Source organism: Brevundimonas sp. UBA2503 (assembly GCF_002341485.1).
In the GTDB taxonomy this organism is placed as follows: Bacteria; Pseudomonadota; Alphaproteobacteria; order Caulobacterales; family Caulobacteraceae; genus Brevundimonas; species Brevundimonas halotolerans.
The window spans coordinates 92,566-115,322 of record NZ_DDOD01000007.1 but is presented as its reverse complement, the minus strand read 5'-3'; the positions used below and the strand labels follow the sequence as shown (position 1 = coordinate 115,322).

18 protein-coding genes are annotated in these 22,757 nt (G+C 67.4%); 9 read left to right on the top strand and 9 right to left on the bottom strand.

Annotated features, from left to right (window positions below):
- Positions 1–26: 26 nt before the first annotated feature.
- The 4 genes from prmC (at position 27) to B4K74_RS02230 (ending at position 3,390) form a co-directional block, all read left to right on the top strand.
- Positions 27–920 (top strand): peptide chain release factor N(5)-glutamine methyltransferase, encoded by an 894-nt coding sequence (gene prmC / locus B4K74_RS02245; RefSeq protein ID WP_286691583.1) that lies wholly within the window; start codon positions 27–29, stop codon positions 918–920.
- Positions 921–1,229: 309 nt separating this feature from the next.
- Positions 1,230–2,177 (top strand): DUF4167 domain-containing protein, encoded by a 948-nt coding sequence (locus tag B4K74_RS02240; RefSeq protein WP_286691582.1) that lies wholly within the window; start codon positions 1,230–1,232, stop codon positions 2,175–2,177.
- A gap of 68 nt (positions 2,178–2,245) precedes the next feature.
- Positions 2,246–2,917 carry a DUF4893 domain-containing protein gene (locus B4K74_RS02235; protein ID WP_286691581.1) on the top strand — a complete coding sequence of 224 codons (672 nt, stop codon included), beginning with the start codon at positions 2,246–2,248 and terminating at the stop codon, positions 2,915–2,917.
- Positions 2,918–2,985: 68 nt separating this feature from the next.
- Positions 2,986–3,390 (top strand): hypothetical protein, encoded by a 405-nt coding sequence (locus tag B4K74_RS02230; RefSeq protein WP_286691580.1) that lies wholly within the window; start codon positions 2,986–2,988, stop codon positions 3,388–3,390.
- A gap of 9 nt (positions 3,391–3,399) precedes the next feature.
- Here B4K74_RS02230 and B4K74_RS02225 read toward each other — a convergent pair whose 3' ends face one another.
- Positions 3,400–4,689, bottom strand: coding sequence for a dicarboxylate/amino acid:cation symporter (locus B4K74_RS02225; protein WP_286691579.1), 1,290 nt, complete (start codon positions 4,687–4,689; stop codon positions 3,400–3,402).
- A gap of 115 nt (positions 4,690–4,804) precedes the next feature.
- Here B4K74_RS02225 and B4K74_RS02220 point away from each other — a divergent pair, with 115 nt between their 5' ends.
- Positions 4,805–5,839 carry a mechanosensitive ion channel family protein gene (locus tag B4K74_RS02220; protein WP_286691578.1) on the top strand — a complete coding sequence of 345 codons (1,035 nt, stop codon included), beginning with the start codon at positions 4,805–4,807 and terminating at the stop codon, positions 5,837–5,839.
- Here the strand turns inward: B4K74_RS02220 and folP are convergent.
- The 5 genes from folP to B4K74_RS02195 all read right to left on the bottom strand — a co-directional run bounded on the left by folP (position 5,836) and on the right by B4K74_RS02195 (position 10,466).
- The gene (folP, locus tag B4K74_RS02215) at positions 5,836–6,654 is read right to left on the bottom strand and encodes a dihydropteroate synthase (RefSeq protein WP_286691577.1); all 819 of its coding nucleotides are present in this window, start codon (positions 6,652–6,654) and stop codon (positions 5,836–5,838) included. The genes B4K74_RS02220 and folP overlap by 4 nt on opposite strands.
- Positions 6,651–6,953 carry a winged helix-turn-helix domain-containing protein gene (locus B4K74_RS02210; protein ID WP_123285731.1) on the bottom strand — a complete coding sequence of 101 codons (303 nt, stop codon included), beginning with the start codon at positions 6,951–6,953 and terminating at the stop codon, positions 6,651–6,653. The genes folP and B4K74_RS02210 overlap by 4 nt, the downstream gene beginning before the upstream one ends.
- Before the next feature lie 6 nt (positions 6,954–6,959).
- The gene (locus B4K74_RS02205; protein ID WP_123285730.1) at positions 6,960–7,604 is read right to left on the bottom strand and encodes a hypothetical protein; all 645 of its coding nucleotides are present in this window, start codon (positions 7,602–7,604) and stop codon (positions 6,960–6,962) included.
- Positions 7,605–7,667: 63 nt separating this feature from the next.
- Positions 7,668–8,891, bottom strand: a complete 1,224-nt coding sequence (locus B4K74_RS02200) for an acyltransferase family protein (RefSeq protein ID WP_286691576.1) — start codon at positions 8,889–8,891, stop codon at positions 7,668–7,670.
- 108 nt (positions 8,892–8,999) lie between these two features.
- Entirely contained in the window at positions 9,000–10,466 is a 1,467-nt protein-coding gene (locus B4K74_RS02195) for a DEAD/DEAH box helicase (RefSeq protein WP_286691575.1), read from the bottom strand.
- A gap of 370 nt (positions 10,467–10,836) precedes the next feature.
- On the opposite strand from B4K74_RS02195, the gene B4K74_RS02190 reads away from it, so the two are divergent.
- Complete coding sequence (locus tag B4K74_RS02190) at positions 10,837–12,936, top strand: malate synthase G (protein WP_286691574.1); 2,100 nt, start codon at positions 10,837–10,839, stop codon at positions 12,934–12,936.
- 19 nt (positions 12,937–12,955) lie between these two features.
- Here B4K74_RS02190 and B4K74_RS02185 read toward each other — a convergent pair whose 3' ends face one another.
- Together B4K74_RS02185 and B4K74_RS02180 are read right to left on the bottom strand one after the other, a co-directional pair.
- Positions 12,956–14,347, bottom strand: a complete 1,392-nt coding sequence (locus B4K74_RS02185) for an HlyD family type I secretion periplasmic adaptor subunit (protein WP_123285727.1) — start codon at positions 14,345–14,347, stop codon at positions 12,956–12,958.
- A complete protein-coding gene (locus B4K74_RS02180) occupies positions 14,344–16,098 on the bottom strand; it encodes a type I secretion system permease/ATPase (RefSeq protein ID WP_286691573.1) in 1,755 nt (584 codons plus the stop codon). The genes B4K74_RS02185 and B4K74_RS02180 overlap by 4 nt, the downstream gene beginning before the upstream one ends.
- A gap of 118 nt (positions 16,099–16,216) precedes the next feature.
- On the opposite strand from B4K74_RS02180, the gene B4K74_RS02175 reads away from it, so the two are divergent.
- Positions 16,217–16,666: an AprI/Inh family metalloprotease inhibitor gene (locus B4K74_RS02175; protein ID WP_286691572.1), complete on the top strand. Its 450-nt coding sequence runs from the start codon at positions 16,217–16,219 to the stop codon at positions 16,664–16,666.
- Positions 16,667–16,676: 10 nt separating this feature from the next.
- Here the strand turns inward: B4K74_RS02175 and B4K74_RS02170 are convergent, their stop codons facing one another.
- A complete protein-coding gene (locus B4K74_RS02170; RefSeq protein ID WP_286691571.1) occupies positions 16,677–17,924 on the bottom strand; it encodes an ammonium transporter in 1,248 nt (415 codons plus the stop codon).
- A gap of 314 nt (positions 17,925–18,238) precedes the next feature.
- Between B4K74_RS02170 and B4K74_RS02165 the strand changes: the two genes are divergently transcribed.
- Together B4K74_RS02165 and B4K74_RS02160 are read left to right on the top strand one after the other, a co-directional pair.
- Positions 18,239–21,076, top strand: coding sequence for a M16 family metallopeptidase (locus tag B4K74_RS02165; RefSeq protein ID WP_286691570.1), 2,838 nt, complete (start codon positions 18,239–18,241; stop codon positions 21,074–21,076).
- 107 nt (positions 21,077–21,183) lie between these two features.
- Positions 21,184–22,626 carry an aldehyde dehydrogenase family protein gene (locus B4K74_RS02160; protein ID WP_286691569.1) on the top strand — a complete coding sequence of 481 codons (1,443 nt, stop codon included), beginning with the start codon at positions 21,184–21,186 and terminating at the stop codon, positions 22,624–22,626.
- The last annotated feature ends 131 nt before the right edge of the window (positions 22,627–22,757 follow it).

Genomic DNA, 22,757 nt, shown 5'->3' with positions numbered 1-22,757 from the left:
CGGGCCGAGCCCCCCAATCAACGCCCATGTCCGACACACCGACGCTGCTCACCACCTGGAAGACCGCCCAGACCCGTCTGAAGGCGGGCCGCATCGACAGCCCGTCGATCGATTCCCGCCTGTTGCTGGAAGCCGCCTGCGACGTCAGCCGCCTCGACATCCTGACCGATCCCTACCGGGCGGTGACGGCCGAACAGGCCGCGGCCTATGAGGCCATGATCGACCGCCGGCTGAAGCGCGAACCCGTCTCGCGCATTCTGGGCCGCAAGGGCTTCTGGAAGATCATGCTCAGCGTGACGCCGGATGTGCTCAGCCCGCGCCCCGACACTGAGACCCTTCTGGACGTGGGTCTGGCCGCATTTGCCCCGCATCAGGCGTTCCAGATTGCGGACCTCGGGACTGGCTCGGGCGCCATCCTGCTGGCCTTTCTGGCGGAGCGGGCAGGGGCGACCGGCGTCGGCACCGACATCTCGACCGAGGCGCTGGCTGTGGCTCGTGACAATGCTGCCAGTCTGGGTCTGGAGGGTCGTGCGGCCTTCCTCCGGACAGAGTGGGCGACCGGCTTTGAAGACCAGAGCTTCGACCTCGTGGTGTCAAACCCGCCCTATATCCCGACCGCCGACATCGCCGCGCTCGACCCGGAGGTGCGTGACCACGACCCGCACCTGGCGCTGGACGGCGGGCCGGACGGGCTTGAGGCTTACCGCCAACTGGTGCCCGAGATCCGCCGCGTCATGAAGCCGGGCGGGATCTTCGCGGTCGAAATCGGCTGGAACCAGGGCGATGCGGTCAAGGGCCTGTTCGACGAGGGCGGGTTCGACGATGTGAAGGTGGTGCTCGACCTGGCCAATCGCAGTCGGGTGGTGACAAACGGTCCCGATCCGCGTGCACAGGCGCCGGATATGTCTCTCCTTTCCTGAGCCGGCCCCTCGCAGGGCGCCGGAAAAAGACCCCTTGGAATGCCGGCCAAGGCGCGCTAAGTCTTGTCTGTCTCCCACCAATCGCATCTCCGTGCGCCCTTCCGGGCCAACTGACAGGCGAGCGGCATGCGCGACGACCCGATCCCTGACACGGGCCCGGGTGGACCGCGCGGGTGACAACGGCTTCCGATGACATTGATGGCGGGATTCCTCCCGAACCACGGACAGACGAAACAAAACCCGGCCTCGACAGTCACCTGTGTCGGCCACCCTCCCGGAACGGTAGAGTCTATGAGAGATTTCAAGGGCATGAAGCGCCAACGCGGCCGCAACAGGAAGCCCGGTGGCAACAACAATGCCAACAGCGCCAATCCGAACCGGTCATGGGATTCGCAAGGCCCTGAGAACATCAAGGTCCGCGGCAATGCCCAGACCGTCTATGAGCGCTATATGCAACTGGCGCGCGACGCCGCCTCTGCCGGTGACCGGGTCCTGGCCGAGAACTATCTGCAGCACGCCGAGCATTATTTCCGCGTACTGAGGGCGCTGCAGCCGCAGCGGCCAGTGTCGGAAATCGCCCAGCGCGAACTGTCCAATCAGGGCTTCGACATCGACTTCGAAGATGAAAGTGGGGCGCAGGCCGCAGCTTTCATGGCCGCTCAACAGGCCCAGCAGGCTCAACAGAACAACCAGCAGAACAACACCGGCAATCCGAACGGCGGCAATCCGTCCGGGCAGCAACCGCAAGGCCAGCAGCCCCAGACCAATGACCGGGACCGCGATCGGGACCGTGACCGGGATCGGGATCGGGACAGGGATCGCGACCGCGACCGTGACCGCGACACGGACGGCGAGACCCGCAGCGAGGGCGACGGCGGCGGTCGCCGCGAGACCCGTCGCGAACGCTGGGAGCGCCGCAAGGACGAACAACGCGGCCGCAGGCCCTCTCAGGACGGCGAGTCCGACGTGTCCGAGGACCGGTCCAAAGAGGAGCCGCAAACCTCGGAGGGACCGTCCGACGACGCGCCTGAAGTGCGTGCGGAGGCTCCGGCCCGTCCCGCCCGCAAGCCGCGTCGCCCGCGCGAGGATGCCTCGGTCCGGGAAGCATCCGATGCAGATGCCCTGCCGGGCTTTCTGACCCGCCCGACGCCACGCGTGGCCGAGGCGCCGACCCCTCAGGCGTCGGACGAGGCCGCGCCGCCGCGTCGTCGCGCGCCCCGCAAGAAGGCCGCCGAGACCGCCGACAGCGGCGAATAGACCCTCCGGCCTTGACCTCCGCGCTTCGTCCGGGCCCACTGGTCCGGTCCTGACGAGAAGGAGATGTCATGTCGTATGCCCGCCACGTCCGCACGGCTGGACTGACCGCGCTTGCGGCCCTGATCCTGTCGGCTTGCGCTTCGGCGGGTGGAGGCTATGCCCCGCCGCCCCCGCCTCCGCCACCGGATGGGTCCGGCCCGGTCCTGCGGGACTGGCGCACCATCATCACCAGCTATGATCGCGACCGCTATGGGCGCGTCGATGCTGCCTGGCGTCTGGCGCTGGAACAGGCGCGTCGACAGGAGGGGTCGGGCAACCTCGGCTCGCTCGGCGCCTTGCTTGATCCGGATGCAGGCGTTGGCGGTGTCACCCCGCCCGAGGGCGACTATCGCTGCCGCACAGTCAAACTGGGCTCCCAAGGCGGTGAGGGTGGCCTCGGCTATGTGGTCTATGGCTGGTTCGACTGCCGGATCGAGCGCACGCCGGCAGGCCTGAAATTCTCCAAACTGACCGGATCGCAGCGGCCCTCCGGCCTGCTGTTTCCGGAGAACGACCGCGAGATGGTGATGCTAGGCTCCATGGCGCTGGGGTCAGAACCGCCCGCGAACTCCTATGGTCAGAACTCCGACCGGGACATGGTGGCTGTGCTGGAACGCATCGGCTCGCGCCGCTGGCGGCTGGTCATCCCCTGGCCGCAGTATGAGTCAAACCTCGACCTGATCGAACTGGTGCCGAACTGACCGGAATGACTTGACCTGAACGCTGCGTCCGCCCAGCCTTGCGGGGTCTTGATCGGAGGGTTCAGAACATGCGCGGCACCGGTTTCAGCATCATGCTGGTGATAATCATCGTCCTGGTTGGCGCGGCCTTCCTGATCGGCATGCCGACCTACAACGTCTACGCCAAGACCATGGCGGGCAAGGCAGCCTATGAGGAAGCGGTTCAAAACCGGCGCATTCGCGTGCTGGAAGCGCAGGCTTTGCTGGATGCCGCCGAGCTGACGGCCCAGGCCGAGGTGGCGCGCGCCAAGGGCACCAATGAGGCCAACCGCATCATGGCCGAAAGCCTGGGCGGTCCGGAGAACTATCTGCGCTGGGCCTATATCAACATGCTGCAGGAAACGGCCGGCAGCGGCGATCGCCAGATCATCTACCTGCCGACCGAGGCGGGCATGCCGATTCTTGAAGCCGGCCGCCGTCCCCCCGCCAACTGACGCTGGACGTCAGACCGGCTCTGCGGGCGCACCTACTTCGTCCTCGACGATCCGCGCCACGGCCATGTCTGCGGTGACATTGCCGACGGTGCGGAAGATGTCCGGGATCACCTCGACTGCCAGCAACAGCGGCAGGATCTCAAGCGGCACGCCCATGGCGATACAGATCGGGGCGATCGAGACGAAGAAGCTGATCTGGCCCGGCAGGCCGACCGAGCCGATGCTGACCAGCACCGCCGTCAGGCCCGCTGCGACCAGCTGCCCCATGGTGGGTTCTATACCGAACAGATGGGCGCAATAGATGACCACGCCCAGATTGGCGACCGGGCTGGTGATGCGAAACACCGCGACCGCCAGCGGCAACACCAGACCGGCGGTGGGCCGCGATACGCCCAGGGCGTCCACCGCCCGCTCGACCATCACCGGCAGGCTGGCCAGCGAGGACTGGGTCGAAAACGCCACCACCTGGGCGGGGGCCACGGCGCGTGCGAACCCGCTCAGGCTGACCTTGGCGAACACCATGGCCAGCGGATAGCACAGCAGGGTGATGCCGATGGTCGCCAGCGACACCAGGGCGATATAGTGGGCCAGCGTCCCCGCCGCGCCGACACCGGCCGTCAGACCGACCCCCAGCGCCAGCGCAAACACGCCGATCGGCGCGGCCAGAAGCACCCAGCGGACGATCACGATCATCGTTTCGGACACGGCTTCAAAGAAGGTCACCAGCGGCAGGCGCAGCCGGTCGGGCAGGCGGGTGGCAGCAAAGCCGAAGAAGACGGCGAACACGACCAGGCCCAGGATGGCGTCCTCGGCGGCAGCGCGGATCGGGTTGGCCGGAGCCAGCGTTTTCAGGAACTCGCCGAACGGAGCGCCCGGTCCCACCCCTTCAGGGCTGGGCGGTGCTCCGGCAATCAGGCGCGCGCCGCCTTCGGGGTCGATCGGCCAGATGGCATGCAGTCCATAGGCCGCGCCGATCGCATAGACGGTGGCCACGACGATCAGGACGGCAAACACCATCAACGCCCGCCCGGCCAACAGGCCCGCCCGGCCCGGACCGTGCGCAGCCCCGGCGATAGAGGCGATGCCTGTCACCAGCAGCGAAAAGACCAGCGGTACGATCGTCATCTTCAGGGCATTGAGCCAGAGCTGGCCCAGAGACCCGATGAAGCTGGCGGTCTCGGCCCCGCCCGGCAGGCCGCGTGACTGGGCGATGGCCCCGACGATCAGGCCCAGCGCCAGCGCTGCCAGAACCTGCAGGCTCAGCGAGGGAAGAAAACGGCGTCCCTTGGTCAGCGTCATGGGTTCGGCCTCTCATCTCGCCCCAAAACGAGGCCGGACGGACGATATAGGGATGTCTGACCCGTTTCGCCAAGCGGAGGTGGAACGCCACGGCAAAGCTGGGTATTGATGGACCATGGTCAATGAACTCACCGAGCTGCAGGACGCAGCGGTCCTGCGGCTGGGCGGCATCTCGCTGACGCTGGGCGGACTGCTCACCGCCGCCATCATCATCGCTGTTGCCGGGGCCCTGTCCTGGGCCGCGACCCGGGCCATCCGGCGTTTGCGGCACAAGGCTACGCGTTCGACCCAGGCGCTGTACCTGCTCGAAAAGATGACGGGCTACGGCATTCTGATCGCCGGTCTTTTCATGGCCCTGTCGGCCGCGGGCCTGAACCTGTCGTCGCTGGCGGTGTTTGCCGGGGCCATCGGCATCGGGCTGGGCCTGGGACTTCAGGGCGTGGTCAAGGAGTTTGTCTCCGGCCTGTTCCTGATCTTCGACCGGATGGTGTCCGTAGGCGACTATGTCGAGCTGGACGATGCGCGCGGCGCCATTGTCGAGATCGGGCCGCGGGCGACCCGCATCCGCACCAATGACAACATCAACATTATCGTCCCGAACTCCAGCCTGATCGAAGGCAAGGTCACCAACTGGACGCTCAAGGGCGACACCCGCCGCATCCATGTGCCGTTCTCGGTGGCCTACGGGGCCGACCGTGCCGAGGTCCGGGACGTGGTGCTCAAGGCCGCGCGCGCCATCCCCTTCACCCTGCCCGAGACCGAGGCCCGCAAATGCCAGGTCTGGCTGGTCGGCTTCGGCGAGTCCGGGCTCGACTTCGAGCTGCTGGTCTGGCCGACGCAGGATGCCGTCAAGCGGCCCGCCGCCATGCACGCCGCCTATACCTGGGCCATCGCCGAAGCCCTCGACGAAGCCGGTATCGAGATTCCGTTCCCGCAGACGGATCTGCGCATCCGCAGCGTGTTTGGTCGTGAGGGTGATGACGCGCTGGAAATCCTCGGCCGTGCTCCCAAGGGCCGCAGCCGCAAATCAGCGCCGTCCGAGGCGACACCCAAGGCGGCAGCTCAGGGGTCCAATGACGCGGTCGAGGACCTGCTGCGCCCCAGCTCTGATCCGGTCGAGAAAGAACGGCTGTCGGGCGAGGATCGCTAGAGAGCGACGCCACTCTCCACTTGCAAGGCGGCCTGAATTTTCAAAGCCTGAACCGTCTCGCGCACATCGTGCACGCGGATGACCGACGCGCCCTTCCGAGCGGCCGCAAGCGCGAGTGCCAGCGATCCGCCCAGCCGGTCGCACGGGTCGCTCGCGAAGGGGTCGATGGCCTGGATCATCCGCTTGCGGCTCGCCCCGAACAGCACGGGAAAGCCGGTCTCGACCAGCGCGCCCAGCCCGGCCACCAGCGCCAGATTGTGTGTTAGCGTCTTGCCAAAACCGAGGCCGGGATCCAGCCAGATACGCTCGCGCTCAACCCCCGCTTCGAGGGCGACCTGCGCCCGTGCCATCAGCGCATCGCGAACCTCGGACACGACATCTGCATAGCGCGGATCGGCCTGCATGGTCCGAGGCTCACCCTGCATATGCATCAGCACGACGTCACAACCCAGTTCGGCTGCGACCGCCGGACTGTCGGGGGAGGACCCCAGCGCGCTGACATCGTTCCACATCGTTGCGCCGGCCCCGACCGCCGCGCGGGCTATGGCGGGCTTGACCGTGTCGATGCTGATCGGGCCGTCCCATTGCGCGCGCAGTCCGGCGATGACCGGCATCACGCGGTCCAGTTCCTGGGCCTCTCCGACCGGCTCGGCGCCGGGTCGGGTGCTTTCGCCGCCGACATCCAGAATGTCCGCCCCCTGCTCGACCAGCCGCATCCCATGCACGATTGCCGCCTCGACCGTCGCCAGCTGTCCCCCGTCCGAGAAGCTGTCGGGCGTGACATTGACGATACCCATGACGCGGGGCCGGGTCATGCGCCACCGCCGATCAGGCCGCTCAGCGCCTCAAGGTAGGCCGCAAACGCCCGCCGCCCGTCCTTGGTAATGGTGACCTCGGTGAGGGGCTTGTTGTCCCGGAAGCTCTTGTCGATGGACACATAGCCCGCCTCGGCCAGCTTCTTCAGGTGGACGGACAGATTGCCCTGGGTCGCTTCCAGCGCGGTCTTCAGTTCAGTGAAGTCGGCGGTCTCGACATCGGCGAGATAGACCATGATCCCCAGCCGCATGCGACCGTGGATCACCTCATCAATCTGTCCCAGACCGGCCAGACCCATGGTGGCTCAGGCCGCCGTGCGCGGCGTGCGGGCCTCGAGGTACATGATCAGGCCCGGTCCCGCGAACAGCAGGAACAGGGCCGCGGTGCAGACGCCGAGGTAGGCTACCGGCTCGCGCACCAGTACGCCCAGTGCCACCGCCGTCAGCCAGCCGCCCAATGAGGTCGCCAGCATCCAGCGCTTCTTCTTCAGGCTCCAGCCGACGAACCAGGCCGCGCTCTGCAGCGCGAAGATGATGGCGGGATAATAGAGCCAGACGGCAAAGTCCTGATCGCGCATCGCCCCGACGCCGAAGATGATGATCACCGCCGCATTGGCCATGCCGGTGCCGCTGAGGGCGGCATTGACGGCGCGGTTGGACGTGGTGCCCTTGCGGGTGCCACCCTGCTTGTTGTCCCGGTGGATCGCCCAGATCAGCACGATGAAGAAGGCGACGCTGATCCCGACTACAAAAGCGAGGCTGGGCACCGGCCCCCACAGGATCAGTCCGGCGGCCTGTCCCATGTGAAACAGACACTGAAATCCATACAGCAACCCGCCAGCCAGGTAGCAGATGGCTGCCGACATCGGCATCCGGCCGCCGCCCTCCACGATCGAGCGCATGAAGGCCAGATCAGCCTCGGCAGACGGGGTTCTAAGCTTGGTCGCCATGGGTCGGTTCTCCTTGGACCGGCTTGTCCGTGGGTGGACGAGCCGACCGGGCTTGGCAAGATGTTATTCGGCGGGCGCCGGGGCCGGTTCGGCCTGACGTTTCCAGGGAATGCGCCGCCCGTTCAGCCAGCGTCCGATGAAGCTGTGGCGCACCAGCAGCTCATAGGTGATCAGGCTGACCAGCATCGTGCCGCCGATCACCAGCGTCGCCTTCAGCCACCAGGATGCGGCAAGACCCAGCACCAGGGTCTGACCGACCATCACCAGCGGCAGGTGGACGATGTAGATCCAGTAGGACGCGTCGGCCAGATAGCGACGCACAGGGCTCCTGCGGCTGAACAGCTGCAGCGCCAGCGACATGGCGGCCATGGCACCGCTGAAAACTGCCAGCGCCATCAGGGTGGCCAGCGCAGCCTTGGCCGACGGGTCGGTGACGGGGGTCAGGTCGGGCACCGGGCCTCCAGCCAGCATCAGGGCGCCCACGCCGGTTCCGAAGGCCACCACGGTGAACACCGGCCACAGCCTGCGAATACGCTCCAGCAGGTCGCGCCTGCGGTCCAGCAGAAAGCCGAAGAGGAAGGCACTGCCAAAGCCGGTCAGCGCTACGGCATTGGGCACCAGCCCCGTATCCGGCGTCGGAATGGCGAAGAAGGCCGTCCAGTTCGGGTGCAGATAGAAGGCCAGCGCCAGCGGTGCCGCCAGCACCGCAGGGGTCCACGGCCCGACCAGCGCGGCGGTCAGGCGGTCGACCATCCGGCCCCAGCCCCCGTTCCGGTCCAGCAGGGCGAACGGGGCGCGCAGCACCAGCATGGCCACATAGAAGATCAGCAGCACCCAGAGGAACCACAGATGGGTCAGGGGAAAGGTCTCGACTGTCAGGGGCGGCGGGGGCGGACCGTCCGTGGGCAGGCTGCCGCCGTTCTGGATGGCGACGTTCCACAGCAGTACGGCGATGATCGCGGCCAGCGCCAGCCACCACAGGCCAAGCAGGGGCCCGGCGATGCGGATCAGCCGGTCCTTGGCAAACCCCCACAGGCCTTTGCGGCCCAGCATCATATGGGCGAACAGGCCGGCGATCAGGAAGAAGGTCGTCATCCGGAACAGGTGGATGGCAAAGAAGATCGTCGAGGCGACCGGCGAGGTCTGGTCATCGACCACCACCCAGATCGGAACCGGGAAGAAGCTCATCAGGGTGTGCAGCACCACACCGAGCAACAGGGCGATGCCGCGCAGGGCATCCAGTCCGTGCAGGCGGTCGTCAGACAGGGGGGAAGCGGTCAGGGACATGATCTGATCTCCAGCGATATGGAGGTCGGATACAGCAGACATGTTTATAATGCAAACAGGTTCATCAAAAATATGCCCCCTCCGGTAACGAAGGGGGCATGCGGAGCCTTAGCTGGCGGTGACGGCGGCGGGTTTCTGACCCGGACGGCGACGACGGCGCTTCAGTTGCGACACCGGCGCGGGGGCCGAGCTTTCCGGACGGTCGCCGGCCATCGGGTTGTAGTGGGGACGGTCAGGCGAGCGGCCGGGGCCGCGTCCACCCGCGTGGGCACCGCCGGGCTTGGGACCCCGGCGACTGCGGTTGCGTCGGCCTTCACTGTCGCCATCCCGGGCCGGGCGATCCTCACGCTCGGGCAGGGTGGCCTTCTTGCCGACGCCGGCGGCGCTGATGGCGGCATCAAGCGCACCCAGCGCCTTGTCGTTGCGACGGTCGATCGCCGGGATCTTCTGGCGCGTGACCTTTTCGATGTCCTTCAGCAGCTTCATCTCGTCGCCGGCGACGAAGCTGATGGCGGTGCCATCGGCGCCCGCGCGGGCCGTCCGGCCGATGCGGTGCACATAGGCCTCCGGCACATAGGGCAGCTCGAAGTTCACGACGTGCGAGACGCCGTCCACGTCGATGCCGCGCGCGGCGATGTCGGTCGCCACCAGCACCCGCAGCTTGCCCTTCTTGAAGGCTTCCAGAGTGCGTTCGCGCTGGGGCTGGCTCTTGTTGCCATGGATGGCGCCGGCTTCAACGCCGCCCGCTTCCAGATAGGCGGCAACCTTGTCGGCCCCGTGCTTGGTCTTGGTGAACACCAGGCAGCGGGTATAGCCCGGATCGCTGAACATCTCGGTCAGCAGGGCGCGCTTGCGGCTCTGTTCAACCCAGATGATCGACTGTTTGATGCGCTGGACGGTGGTCGCCTGCGGCGTCACCTGGACCCGCTTGGGATCCTTGAGCAGTTCAGCAGCCAGCTTGCCGATCTCGCCCGGCATGGTGGCCGAGAAGAACAGGTTCTGGCGCTTGGCCGGGATGCGGCTGACGATCTGGCGGATGGGCTTGATGAAGCCCAGGTCCAGCATCTGGTCGGCCTCGTCCAGCACGAAGATTTCCGTGGCCGACAGGTCGAGGTTCTTTTGCTGGATATGGTCCAGCAGGCGACCGGGCGCGGCCACCAGAATGTCGAGCCCCTGATTGAGGGCGCGTTCCTGACCGCCGTATTTCACGCCACCGAAGATCACGGCGACGCGGAAGCCCAGATGCTTGCCATAGGTCTTGAAGCTCTCGGCGATCTGGGAGGCCAGTTCGCGCGTCGGCGACAGCACCAGACAGCGGGTCGTGCGGGGCAGGGGGGCGACGCGGTTGGCCGCCAGCCGGTGCAGGATCGGCAGAGCAAAGGCGGCCGTCTTGCCGGTGCCGGTCTGGGCGATACCCAGCAGGTCGCGGCCCGTCATAACATCGGGGATGGACTGGGCCTGAATCGGCGTAGGGATGGTATAGTTTTCAGAGGCCAGAGCCTGCAGCAGGGCCGGGTTCAACCCCATATCTGCAAAGGTTTTCGGCAGGGCCTGGGTTTGGGTCGTTGCGTTCATTACGCGTGTGTCTTTCGATCACCGGAGCAGGATGCATCTTGGACACGCCGGACCATCGGTCCGGGGGTGCGCGCATCCTCGCCTCCGGTCCGGCATCAGGCCGGAAGGGAAGTTTGGGTGCCGCCCCCGCGTGACGGGCGACTATGAATGTCAGAAGATGATCCGGTTGCAGCCAGGAAGGTTCTGAAAACAGAACCCCACGCGTCGGGCGCAGTTCGGGTATCGCAATAGGCGACGACGGGGAGATGGGCCCGGAACATGGCCAAGTCAAGGCGCGCGGCCGCGATTTGTGTGCGTCTGCGAAAAGGCCTCGACTTACGCCGGGTCATCACGGAATGTTACAGGCGCCCGAAACTACCGGAGACTGCCCATGCCTGTTCGCGCCGATCTGACCGTCGCCCCTGTCCTTGCCGCCTTCGTGGAGCAAGAGGTTCTGCCGGGTCTGGGCATCGAGGCCGGGCAGTTCTGGACGGGGGTGCGCACCCTGCTGGATTGGGCGGTGCCCGAGAACCGGCGACTGCTGGCGGTGCGCGATGACCTTCAGGCCCGCATCGACAGCTGGCACGTCGAGCGGAAAGGCCAGCCCTATGACGTGGCCGCCCAGCGCGATTTCCTGAAACAGATCGGCTGGCTGATCGACGCGCCTGCGCCCTTCGCAATCGGCACGCAAAATGTGGATGCGGAGATCGCCACCCGCGCCGGGCCGCAACTGGTCGTGCCGGTGCTCAATGCCCGCTTCGTGCTGAATGCCGCCAATGCCCGCTGGGGCAGTCTGTATGATGCCCTCTATGGCACCGATGCCCTGGGCGACCTGCCGCCGGCGGGCGGCTATGACGCGGATCGCGGCGCCCGCGTCGTCGCCCGCGCCAAGGCGTTTCTGGACGAGGCCCTGCCGCTGGTCGAAGGCTCCTGGGCCGACCTCAGCCATCCGCATCAGGGCATCGCCCTGCGCGACAGCAGCCAGTATGTTGGCCAGACTGAGCGGAGCCGTCTGTTCCGCCACAACGGCCTGCACATCGAAGTGGTGTTCGACCCCGACCACCCGATCGGGCGCACCGATCCGGCCAGCATTGCCGACGTCGTGCTGGAATCGGCCCTGACCACCATCGTTGACCTCGAGGACTCGGTCGCCTGCGTCGATGCCGAGGACAAGGTCGCCGCCTATCGCAACTGGCTGGGCCTGATGAAGGGCGACCTGGCCGAGACCTTCGACAAGGGCGGCAAGACCCTCACCCGCCGGCTCAATCCGGATGTCGCCTATGTTGCGCCGGACGGAATCGAGGCCACCCTGCCGGGCCGGTCGCTGCTGTTTGTGCGGAACGTCGGCCATCTGATGACCACGCCGACCGTCCTGCTTCCCGACGGGGCCGAGGCGCCGGAGGGCATCCTTGACGCCATCCTCACCAGCCTGATCGGCCTCTATGACTTGCGTGGCACCGGCCCCTTCCGCAACAGCTGCGAAGGGTCGATCTACATCGTCAAACCCAAGATGCATGGCCCCCAAGAGTGCGCCTTCACCAACCGGCTGTTCGACGCGGTCGAGGACCTGCTGGGGCTGGACCGGCACACGATCAAGGTCGGCGTGATGGACGAGGAGCGCCGCACCTCGGCCAACCTCGCGGCCTGTATCCACGCAGTGAAGGACCGGATCGTCTTCATCAACACCGGCTTCCTCGACCGTACGGGCGACGAGATCCACACCCTGATGCAGACCGGGCCGGTGGTCCGAAAGGGCGAGATCAAGTCCAGCACTTGGATCTCCGCCTATGAGCAACGCAATGTCGCCATCGGGCTGCGGTGCGGCCTGTCGGGCCGGGCCCAGATCGGCAAGGGCATGTGGGCCGCCCCGGACCGCATGGCCCAGATGCTGGAGGAGAAAGCGGGGCATCCGAAGACCGGTGCCAACACCGCCTGGGTGCCGTCGCCAACGGCCGCCACCCTGCATGCGCTGCACTATCACCAGACCGACGTCTTCGCGGTCCGCGCGGCCATGGGTGATGCCCCACCTCGCCCGCTGGAGGACCTGCTGACCCCGCCACTGGCCGAGGGCCGTAACTGGAGCGCCGAGGATATCGAGCAGGAACTGGACAACAACGCCCAGGGCATCCTCGGCTATGTCGTCCGCTGGATTGATCAGGGCGTGGGCTGTTCCAAGGTGCCGGACATCCACGACGTGGGCCTGATGGAGGACCGCGCGACACTCAGGATCAGCAGCCAGCACATGGCCAACTGGCTGCTGCACGGCGTCTGCACGGCGGAACAGGTCGAGGCTGCGCTGCGCCGCATGGCCGCCAAGGTCGATGCCCAGAACGCCGGCGACCCGCTGTACCGGCCTATGGCTCCGGGATTTGACGACAGCCTCGCCTTTGCCGCCGCCCGCGCCCTGGTATTCGAAGGCACCACCCAGCCCAACGGCTACACCGAACCCCTGCTGCACCGCTTCCGCCAACAGGCGAAGGCGCGGGGGTAGGGGCGTCGTAACCGAGGGCCTAAAGCTCACTCCCCGTTCGCCACAGGCCGCGGACCAGGGGTTCGACCAGATACTGCAGGAGGGTCCGGCGGCGCAGCACGATCACGACCTCGACCGGTGAGCCCGAGCGGATCGAGTCGGCGCCCCGACCCAGCTTGGCCAGTTCCTCGGGCGGCACCACGATCTCGGCGCGGAAATAGCGGTTGTTCGAGCCTTCCTCGGTAAAGCTGTCGGCCGACAGCCGTTCGACCCGGCCCCGCAGCACGGGCGGGTTGGAGGTTCTCAGACCGGGAAACTTCACCTCGGTCAAAAGGCCGACGCGGAGGTTGTCGATGTCGTTCGGGTTGATGCGGGCGACGATCACCTGGGACGCATTGGACGGCACGATCTCCATCAGCGTCTGGCCCGCCTGGATGACGCCGCCGGGTGTGAAGATGGTCAGGCCGACCACCTGACCCGAGACGGGGGCCCGGACGCGGTTGCGCTCGATCTGGGCGCGAACCTCGGTCAGGCGAGGCTGCAGCTCGTTCAACTGCACCTCGACCGCGCGCAGCTGTTCTGTGACATCCTCGTCCATGTCGGTACCGACGCCCGACATCTGCAGCCGCGCCTCGCCCATGGCTTCATTGGCGCGGGCGATTTCGGCACGTAGCGAGCCGGCCTCGCCATCCAGCGCAGCAGCCTGCCGCTCCAGCGCCCGCACCCGGCTGATGGGGGCATAGCCCTGCTCGGCCAGGCTGCGCACATCGGCCAGCTCTTCCTCGATCAGTCGCTTCTGCTCGGCATTGGCCACCAGCTGGCGCTCATAGCCCGACACCTGCTGTTGCAGCTGGCTGACGCGCTGGCCCAGAACGCCCCGCTCGGTCGAGCGGCCGCTGCGCCGGGCGGTGAACTGTTGCCGTTGAAGGGACATGGCCTCGTCGGCCAGCGCCTGGTCCCCCGGGCTCATGGCGGCGAACTCGGGGGGTACCGGAATACTGCCCAGGCCGCTCCGCTCGGCCTCAAGTCGCGCTCGCTGCGCCAGCAAGGCCACGACCTGACCCGTCAGGCCGCGCTCGGTGGCGGCCAGCTCCCCGCCCGCGACCTCGATCAGGATCTGGCCCGCCTCGACCGTGTCGCCCTCGGCGACGTGCAGGGCGCTGACCACACCGCCATCGCGATGCTGCACGGCCTGCCGGTTGCCCGAGACCGAGACCTGGCCGCTGGCAAAGGCCCCCGCATCCAAGGGCGCGAACGCGGCCCAGCCGAGGAACAGCACGAAGAACAGGGCGATGATCGCGCCCCCGACCAGCAGTTCACTGCGAGGCGAGTCGTCCGGCCCTTCAGGTCCAGCGGCGGGGACGGGCGCGTCCGTCGGCGCCGCGGGCGCAGTGGCGGGGCGGCCCAGATCGGGAAAGTCCAGCTCGCTCATGCCGACTGCGCTCCCGGCGGCGGCACGACGGTCGGCTTGGCCCGCCCGGGGTTCAGCCGCATCATCACCTCGTCGCGCGGGCCTTCGATCTGGACCGTGCCCTCGCGCAGCATCAGCAGGCGGTCGGCGATGCCCAGCACACCGGCCCTGTGCGCCACCATCAACACCGATGCGCCGCGCGCCGTGGCGCCCTTGATCGCCTGGGTCAGGGCGGCCTCGCCCTCCTGATCCAGATTGGCATTGGGCTCGTCCAGCACCAGCACGACCGGGTCGCGGTAGAGCGCCCGTGCCAGGGCGACGCGCTGCGACTGCCCGACCGACAGACCGGCACCGTTATGGCCCAGCACGGTGTCATAGCCGTTCGGCAGGCGCAGGATCATCTCATGCACCCCGGCCGCCTTGGCCGCCGCGATGGCTTCACGGTCGATCTGTTCGGGGTCTGTGCCCAACGCCGAGCGGAACCGGGAGATGTTGTCCTTCACCGATCCGGAAAACAGGCCCGGCACCTGGGGCAAATAGCCGATGTGCTCGGCCAGGGTGTCGCCCTCGCGCGCGTCATAGTCGGCGCCGTCCAGCCGCACAGAGCCCGACGTGGGCGGAATGGCTCCAGCGACCACGCGAGCCAGCGTCGTCTTGCCCGATCCGCTGGGCCCGATCACGCCCAGAACCTGGCCGGGCTCCAGCGTCAGTGTGATGCCGCGCAGTTGCGGCACCTCGCTGCCGGGCAGGCGGACCGTCACCTGCTCCAGCCCCAACCGACCCTCGGGCGCGGGCAGGGTGGTGGTGACCCGGTCAACCCGACCCGTGGCGGCAAACAGCTCGATCAGCGCCTTCCACGACGCCTTGGCCTGCACCAGCGTGGGCCAGGCCCCGACCATCTGCTCGATCGGCTGAACCGCCCGGGTCAGCAGCACCGAGGCCGCGATGATGGACCCGGCCGAGATATGCCCCTGAACCGTCAGCAGCGCCGCCAGTCCCAGCGACGCCGATTGCAGCATCAGCCGCAGGAATTTGATGATGCCGGTATAGCGCCCGCCGGTGAACTGGGCCTCGACCTGCCGCGCTGTGGCGACCTGTCGCTGCTGCACCTGCAGGGCGATGCCCGCCTGCCGCATCCCCAGCGCACGCACTACTTCGGACTGGCCGGCCATGCTTTCCTGCGCGGCATAGGCGGCCTGGGAGTCCTTCATCGCCTGATTAAGGCGCGGGCGGCTGTCGCGCTCGTTCAGCACCGCCAGAATGAGCAGGATGATGGCCCCGACCAGCGTCAGCGCTCCCAGTGCCGGGTGCAACAGGAAGCAGCAGCCGATATAGATCGGCGTCCAGGGTGCATCGAACAGCGACAGCACCCCCTGCCCGGATACGGCCGTGCGCACATGGTCGAACTCGCGCAGAACCTGACTGCCCGGCGACTGGACCTGCAGGTCGACGACCCGCCCCAGCAGGCGCCCGACCAGCAGCCGGTCCAGCCTCAGCCCCGCCCGCACCAGCAGCCGCGTCCGCAGCCAGTCCAGCAGTGCCAGCGTCGCCAACGCAAAGACGGCAATGGCGCTGACCAGCAACAGCGTCTGCAGTCCGCCAGTCGGCACCACCCGGTCATAGACCTGCAGCATGTAGATGGTCGGCGTCAGATACAGCAGGTTCACCAGCGCACTGAACACCGCCGCCCAAACAAGGTGGGGCCGGCACGCCTTGACGGCCTCGACGAGAGGTTCGGTCCCGGGCTTCCGGGGGATCAGATCGTTGAACACGCGCAACTCAGGGGGTTCGGCCGACGTTCGACCGGGCAGGGCCTTAGTCTAGCCACCGAATGGTGACGGAGATAGGGCCCAGACGGCGCGGTGCCGTCGCAGCCGGGGAGCCGGAGCCATGCGCGGATTTCGACCGGGACTTTGCGGACTGACTGCCTTGATGCTGGCGGCCGGCGCCTGCACGGCGGCCGAGACCGATGCGGCGGCCCTTTCAGGAAACACAGCCATGTCTGACGCTTCAGCCCCCATAGCTCAGGACCCCCGACCGCTCGGCCCGGAAACCGTCAGCGGCCTATGGGCCCTTCACGCCTCTGACAGGCCGGACGAGAAGGGGTGTCGCATTGCCCTGCAGAAGACCGGAGAGAACGGCATCTACGGGGTGTATCTGGAAGGGTGCGAAGATACGGCCCTGGCGCGTGTTGCGGGCTGGCGCATCCTCGACGATACCCTTGCATTGCTGGACAACGGGGGTCAGCCGATCCTGCGCTTCCGTCCAGCCGGGCCAAATCTGCTTGAGGCCAGTTCCGGCGGCGTCACCTATCGGCTTGAGCCTGCCGCCATGATGTGACGGCCCCGGGCTAATGCAGCCCCTCGCCATGCTGGGTGACGTCCAGCCCCTCGATCTCCTGTTCGCGCGTGACCTTCAGGCCCGTAGTGAACTTGCAGATCATCAGCACGAAAAAGGTGCCGACCGCGCTCCAGGCGATCACGGCGACAAGACCCAGCGCCTGATTCAGGATCGAGGCCCCCTCGGCGACCGGGTTGATCGCCGCAGTAGCAAACACGCCGGTCAGCAGGGCGCCCACGATCCCGCCCATGCCGTGCACCCCGAACGCGTCCAGACTGTCGTCATACTTCAGAGCGCGCTTCAGCCAGACCGCGCCGAAATAGCAGGCTGGTCCCGAGATGGCCCCGATCAGGAAGGCACCCTTCGGATCGACCAGCCCTGCCGCCGGTGTCACACCGACCAGACCCCCGACGATTCCGGACAACAGGCCCAGCAGGGTGGGCTTCTTGTGGTCGATCCACTCGACGACCATCCAGCCCAGCGCGGCGGCCGCGGCGGCCAGAATGGTGTTCAGGGCGGCCACGGCGGCAATGCCATCCGCGGCCCAGGCCGACCCGGCATTGAAACCCAGCCAGCCGACGAACAGCAGGCCCGTCCCGATCGCCGTCAACGACAGATTGTGCGGCGCCATATTGTCTCGCCCGAACCCGTGGCGCGGCCCCAGAACCAGCGCACAGACCAGACCGGCGACACCCGCATTGACGTGCACCACGGCGCCCCCGGCGAAATCCAGAACGCCCATACTGCCAAGATAGCCGCCGCCCCACACCTGATGACAGATCGGCGCATAGACGATCAGGTGCCACAGGCCGAAGAACAGCAGGGACGCCGAAAACTTCATCCGCTCGGCAAAGGCCCCGGCGATCAGGGCCGGGGTGATGATGGCAAAGGTCAGTTGATAGGCGATCCACAGGAACTCGGGCAGGCCGGGCGACAGGCTGTGCGCCGTTGCGATTCCGACTCCGTCCAGAAAGGCAGCGTCCAGCCCTCCGATCAGGCCATTGATCGCGTCCGGCCCCTGTCCGAAAGACAGGCTGTAGCCGGCGACGAACCACAGCACGGTCACGATCGCCAGCGCCGCCGTCGACTGGGCCACGGTCGCCAGCAGGTTCTTGCGCCGCACCATGCCGCCGTAGAACAGCGCCAGTCCTGGCAGGGTCATAAGCAGAACGAGGGCTGTCGAGGTCAGGATCCAGCCCGTCGCGGCGGAGTCGATCTGAAGGGCGGCCTGATGGGCCAGCAGCGGGGAGGGGGTCATGGCAGGATCCGGGGAGGCTCAGGGAGGAGGCGGAGAGGCCGCATCGACTGAACCCGACCCCCGGAACCGGATAGGAGCCTATTGCGGCGCAATAGGCAATTTCTTTCGTGTGCGGTGCAATATTGGCTCCATCATGCGTGATGCGATCCGGGCAGCAAGCGGGTCGCATAATTCAACCTGGCGGTTTCGCGCCTGCGTAAGGCGCTGCCAAACCTTACAGATTCGCAATGTTGTCGCCCTTTGCGGGGCGCGAACCACGGTTTAGGACTTTGCGTGAAGGCCTCTGTCTGGAGGCCGAACACAGGGGTGTATCCATGAGACCGTCCACGCTTCGCCGCTATCTGATTGCTGGCGCCTGCCTTCCCGCGATCCTCGCGACCGCCGCCCAGGCGCAGTCGACCGACCTGCGGCCCGAGCCGCACGCCATAGCACCCGCCACCGCCGCCGAGGCCGGCGCGGTCCTTCAGGACTCCGCCCTGCCGGCGCTGCCTGACGTGGACATCCCCTACACCCGCTTTGTTCTGGACAACGGTCTGACCCTGATCGTCCACGAGGATCGCAAGGCCCCGATCGTGGCGGTCAACATCTGGTATCACGTCGGGTCGAAGAACGAGCCCGAGGGCCGGTCGGGCTTTGCCCACCTGTTCGAACACCTGATGTTCAACGGGTCGGAGAATTTCAACTCGGACTTCTTCAAGGCGACCGAGCTGCTGGGCGCGACCGACCAGAACGGCACGACCAACAACGACCGCACCAACTATTTCCAGAACGTCCCGACCAGCGGCCTCGATGCCATGCTGTGGCTGGAAAGCGACCGCATGGGCCACCTGCTTGGGGCCGTTGACCAGGCCCGCCTGGATGAGCAACGCGGCGTCGTCCAGAACGAGAAGCGTCAGGGCGAGAACCAGCCCTATGGCCGTGCCTGGAACGCCATCACCTTCGCCACCTACCCGGACGATCACCCCTACGGCCACACCGTCATCGGCGAGATGGCCGACCTCGACGCCGCTGCGCTCGAGGATGTGCAGGACTGGTTCCGCAGCTACTACGGCCCGGCCAATGCCGTCATCGTGCTGGCGGGCGACATCAGCCCCGAAGAGGCCCTGGCCAAGGTCCAGCACTATTTCGGCGACATTCCCCCGGGACCGCCGGTCACCCAGCCGGCCCGCATGATCGCCCGTATGGAAGGCGAGCAGCGCGAGGTGATGTATGACCGCGTCGGTCAGCCGCGCCTCTACAAGGTCTGGAACGTCCCACCCGCAGGCGAGGCCGACACCGACAACCTCGGCCTGCTGGCCCAGGTGCTGACATCGGGTCGCAACTCGCGCCTCTACAAGCGTCTGGTGTTTGACGACCAGATCGCCACCAACGTCGGGGCCTTCGTCTCCGAGGGCGAGATCGGCAGCCAGTTCATGATCATCGCCACGGCCAAGCCGGGCCAGGATCTGGCCGAGATTGAGGCCATCATCGACGAGGAAGTCGCCCGCCTGCTGGCCGATGGTCCGACCGCCATCGAACTGGAGCGCGCCCGCACCTCGACCGGCTCGGGTTATGTCCGCGGTCTGGAGCGTATCGGCGGCTTCGGCGGCAAGTCCGACCTGTTGGCCGAGGGCGAGGTCTATCACAACGACCCGGGCGCCTGGCGCGTCAGCTACCAGCGCGTGCTGGACGCGCGTCCGGCGGACCTTGTGGCTGCTGGTCGTGAATGGCTGATGGACGGTTCCTATACGCTGGAGGTCCTGCCCTTCCCCGAATACTCGGCCGCCGCGACCGGCGCCGACCGTTCGCAGATGCCGGCGGCGACCGAGATGCCGATGGCCGGGTTCCCGGACTTCGAGCGGGTCACCCTGTCGAACGGGCTGCAGGTCATCCTGGCGCCGCGTTCGGGCGTACCGACGGTCAGCATGAACCTGATCGTCAACGCCGGTGCCGTCGCCGAGTCCGCCGACAAGAACGGCCTGGCCGTGCTGACCCCGGCGGTCATGACCAACGGCACGGACACGCTGGACGCCCTCGAGATCAGTGATCGCCAGCAGCTGCTGGGGGCCACCCTCGGCGCCGGGTCGACGACCGACTACACCACGGTCAGCATGACGGCGATCGAGTCCCGTCTGGCTCCGTCGCTGGACCTGTTCGCCGATGTGGTCATGAACCCGGCCTTCCGCGAGGAAGACTTCGAGCGGGCGCGGATTCAGCAGGTCTCGGGCATCCAGCAGTCGAACCGTAACCCGGGTGCCATCGCCAACCGCGTGCTGGCCGACGCCCTCTACGGTGACGACAGCCCCTATGGCCGCTCCAACTCGGGCTCGGAAGCCACCGTTCAGGCCCTGACCCCGGCCGACGCCCAGGCCTTCCACGACACCTGGTTCCGTCCCGACAACGCCACCCTGGTGGTGGTCGGCGACACGACCATGGCCGAGCTGGTGCCCCAGCTGGAACGCGCCTTCGCCGACTGGGACGCGCCGTCCTCGGCCCTGCCCCAGCGGGCGGGTGTCGGCACGCCGCCGTCCTACAGCCAGCCGCAGGTGCTGATCGTGGACCGTCCCGGCCCGCAGTCGATCATCATGGCCGGCCGCCTGGTTCCGGCTCTGGATCCGACGACCGAGCCCAACATCACCGCCATGAACACGGCGCTGGGCGGGGCCTTCACCAGCCGGATCAACATGAATCTGCGCGAGGACAAGGGCTGGTCCTATGGCGCCGGTTCGGGCATCCGCACGACGCCGGGTGAGCGCCTGTTCCTGGTCTCGACCGGGGTCCAGGCCGACCGCACGGCCGACAGCCTGGTCGAGATCGACAACGAGCTGACGGGCATCGTCGACGGCCGTCCGGTCACCGACCAGGAACTGGGAGCCCACAAGGCCAACCTGATCCAGGGCATGGCCGGCGACTGGGAGACCAATGCCTCGGTGGCCGGTGATCTGGTGCAGATGGTCGTCTATAGTCTGCCGGAGGACTACTACGACCAACGCACGGCCGGTCTGGCCGCCACGACCCCGGCCTCGGTTTCGGCCGCAGCCCGTGACGTGCTGGGCGATGGCCCGACCGTCTGGGTGATCGTCGGCGATCGAGCCGCGATCGAGCCGAAGATCCGCGAGCTGGGTCTGGGCGAGGTCCGCGTGGTCGACATCAACGGTGATCCGGTCGAATAGACCCGTCACCACGTGAAGCCTTCAGGGGGCGGCGTCCATCCGGGCGCCGCCCTTTGTCATGGCGCCTCCCTCCGCCTAGAAGGGGCCATCACGCCCGAGGAGTTCCCATGACCGCGCCACTCAACCTGTGCCACTGGATCAACGGCAAGCGGGTCGAGGCCGACCGGCCCTCGGTGCGGACCAACCCCTCGGACACCAATGAGGTGGTCGCCCACCTGCCGCAGGCGGGCCCGGCCGAGGTTGAGGCCGCCGTCACCGCCGCGCGTGACGCCTTTGACGGCTGGTCCGGCGCTTCGCCTGAAGTGCGGGCCGACATTCTGGACCGTACCGCCGCCCTGCTGCTGGAGCGGCGCGAGACGCTGGGACGGCTGCTGTCGCGCGAGGAGGGCAAGACCCTCGCCGAGGGCATCGGCGAGGTGGCCCGCGCCGGGCGGGTGTTCCGCTATTTCGCTGGCGAGGCCCTGCGCCTGCATGGCCAGACGGTGGCCTCGGTCCGGCCGGGCGTCGAGGCCGGGACGCGGCGCGAGGCCGTGGGCGTGTTCGGCCTGATTACGCCGTGGAACTTTCCCGTGGCCATCCCGGCGTGGAAGGCGGCCCCGGCACTGGCCTTTGGCAATACGGTGGTGATGAAGCCGGCGGGACCGACCCCCGCAATGGCCGAGGCGCTGGCGGCCATCCTGCACGAGGCGGGACTGCCGGACGGGGTCTTCAATCTGGTCATCGGCCGGGGCGATGTCGGTCAGGCGATGGTCGACCATGCGGGCATCGACGGGATCAGCTTTACCGGCTCCCAGTCAGTGGGCGAGGGGGTGGCCATGGGCTGCGCCCGGCGTCAGGCCCGGGTGCAGATGGAGATGGGCGGCAAGAACCCGCTGGTGATCCTGAACGACGCCGATCTGGCCCGGGCGGTCGAGGTGGCGCTGGACGGGGCCTTCATGTCCACGGGCCAGCGGTGTACGGCCTCGTCGCGCCTGATCGTTGAGGACGGCATCCACGACCGCTTCGTCGCGGCGCTGGCCGAGCGTGTGTCGGCCCTCAAGGTCGGCCATGCGCTGGAGCCCGACACCCAGATCGGCCCCGCCGTGACCGAGGCCCAGCAGCAGGGCGACGAACGCTATATCGAGATCGCCACGGGCGAGGGCGGACGGATCGTGGCGGGCGGCGCCAAGCCGCAGGTCCCGACCCCCGGCTGGTACGTCCAGCCCACCCTGATCGCCGACACCACGGCCGAGATGCGCATCAACCGCGAGGAGGTGTTCGGCCCGGTTGCCTCGGTGATCCGCGTGGCCGATTTCGAGGCGGCGCTCGCGGTCGCCAACGGCACCGAGTTCGGCCTGTCTGCCGGGGTCGTGACCCAGAGCCTGAAGTCCGCGCGGGAATTCCAGCGCCGCGCCCGGGCCGGCATGGTGATGGTCAATCTGGCCACCGCCGGCGTCGACTATCACCTGCCGTTCGGCGGCACCAAGAAGTCCAGCTATGGCCCCCGCGAACAGGGCTTTGCCGCGCAGGAATTCTACACCCAGGTCAAGACGACCTATACGTGGGTGTAGGGAGGCGGGCATGCGGAACCTCCCTTGCCGCGCGCGGCAGAGGTGGAGGGCAGGCGGAGCGCCGGGCCTTCGCCCGGAGTGAATGAATATTACCGTTTCGACGAAAGCTGACGCTCCGCGCGGGTGGTTTT

Excerpts from the sequence above, each read along its gene's own strand:
- prmC (WP_286691583.1), top strand. The coding sequence starts at position 27 with ATGTCCGACACACCGACGCTGCTCACCACCTGGAAGACCGCCCAGACC.
- B4K74_RS02240 (WP_286691582.1), top strand. The coding sequence starts at position 1,230 with ATGAAGCGCCAACGCGGCCGCAACAGGAAGCCCGGTGGCAACAACAAT.
- B4K74_RS02235 (WP_286691581.1), top strand. The coding sequence starts at position 2,246 with ATGTCGTATGCCCGCCACGTCCGCACGGCTGGACTGACCGCGCTTGCG.
- B4K74_RS02230 (WP_286691580.1), top strand. The coding sequence starts at position 2,986 with ATGCGCGGCACCGGTTTCAGCATCATGCTGGTGATAATCATCGTCCTG.
- B4K74_RS02225 (WP_286691579.1), bottom strand. The coding sequence starts at position 4,689 with ATGACGCTGACCAAGGGACGCCGTTTTCTTCCCTCGCTGAGCCTGCAG.
- B4K74_RS02220 (WP_286691578.1), top strand. The coding sequence starts at position 4,805 with ATGGTCAATGAACTCACCGAGCTGCAGGACGCAGCGGTCCTGCGGCTG.
- folP (WP_286691577.1), bottom strand. The coding sequence starts at position 6,654 with ATGACCCGGCCCCGCGTCATGGGTATCGTCAATGTCACGCCCGACAGC.
- B4K74_RS02210 (WP_123285731.1), bottom strand. The coding sequence starts at position 6,953 with ATGGGTCTGGCCGGTCTGGGACAGATTGATGAGGTGATCCACGGTCGC.
- B4K74_RS02205 (WP_123285730.1), bottom strand. The coding sequence starts at position 7,604 with ATGGCGACCAAGCTTAGAACCCCGTCTGCCGAGGCTGATCTGGCCTTC.
- B4K74_RS02200 (WP_286691576.1), bottom strand. The coding sequence starts at position 8,891 with ATGTCCCTGACCGCTTCCCCCCTGTCTGACGACCGCCTGCACGGACTG.
- B4K74_RS02195 (WP_286691575.1), bottom strand. The coding sequence starts at position 10,466 with ATGAACGCAACGACCCAAACCCAGGCCCTGCCGAAAACCTTTGCAGAT.
- B4K74_RS02190 (WP_286691574.1), top strand. The coding sequence starts at position 10,837 with ATGCCTGTTCGCGCCGATCTGACCGTCGCCCCTGTCCTTGCCGCCTTC.
- B4K74_RS02185 (WP_123285727.1), bottom strand. The coding sequence starts at position 14,347 with ATGAGCGAGCTGGACTTTCCCGATCTGGGCCGCCCCGCCACTGCGCCC.
- B4K74_RS02175 (WP_286691572.1), top strand. The coding sequence starts at position 16,217 with ATGCGCGGATTTCGACCGGGACTTTGCGGACTGACTGCCTTGATGCTG.
- B4K74_RS02170 (WP_286691571.1), bottom strand. The coding sequence starts at position 17,924 with ATGACCCCCTCCCCGCTGCTGGCCCATCAGGCCGCCCTTCAGATCGAC.
- B4K74_RS02165 (WP_286691570.1), top strand. The coding sequence starts at position 18,239 with ATGAGACCGTCCACGCTTCGCCGCTATCTGATTGCTGGCGCCTGCCTT.
- B4K74_RS02160 (WP_286691569.1), top strand. The coding sequence starts at position 21,184 with ATGACCGCGCCACTCAACCTGTGCCACTGGATCAACGGCAAGCGGGTC.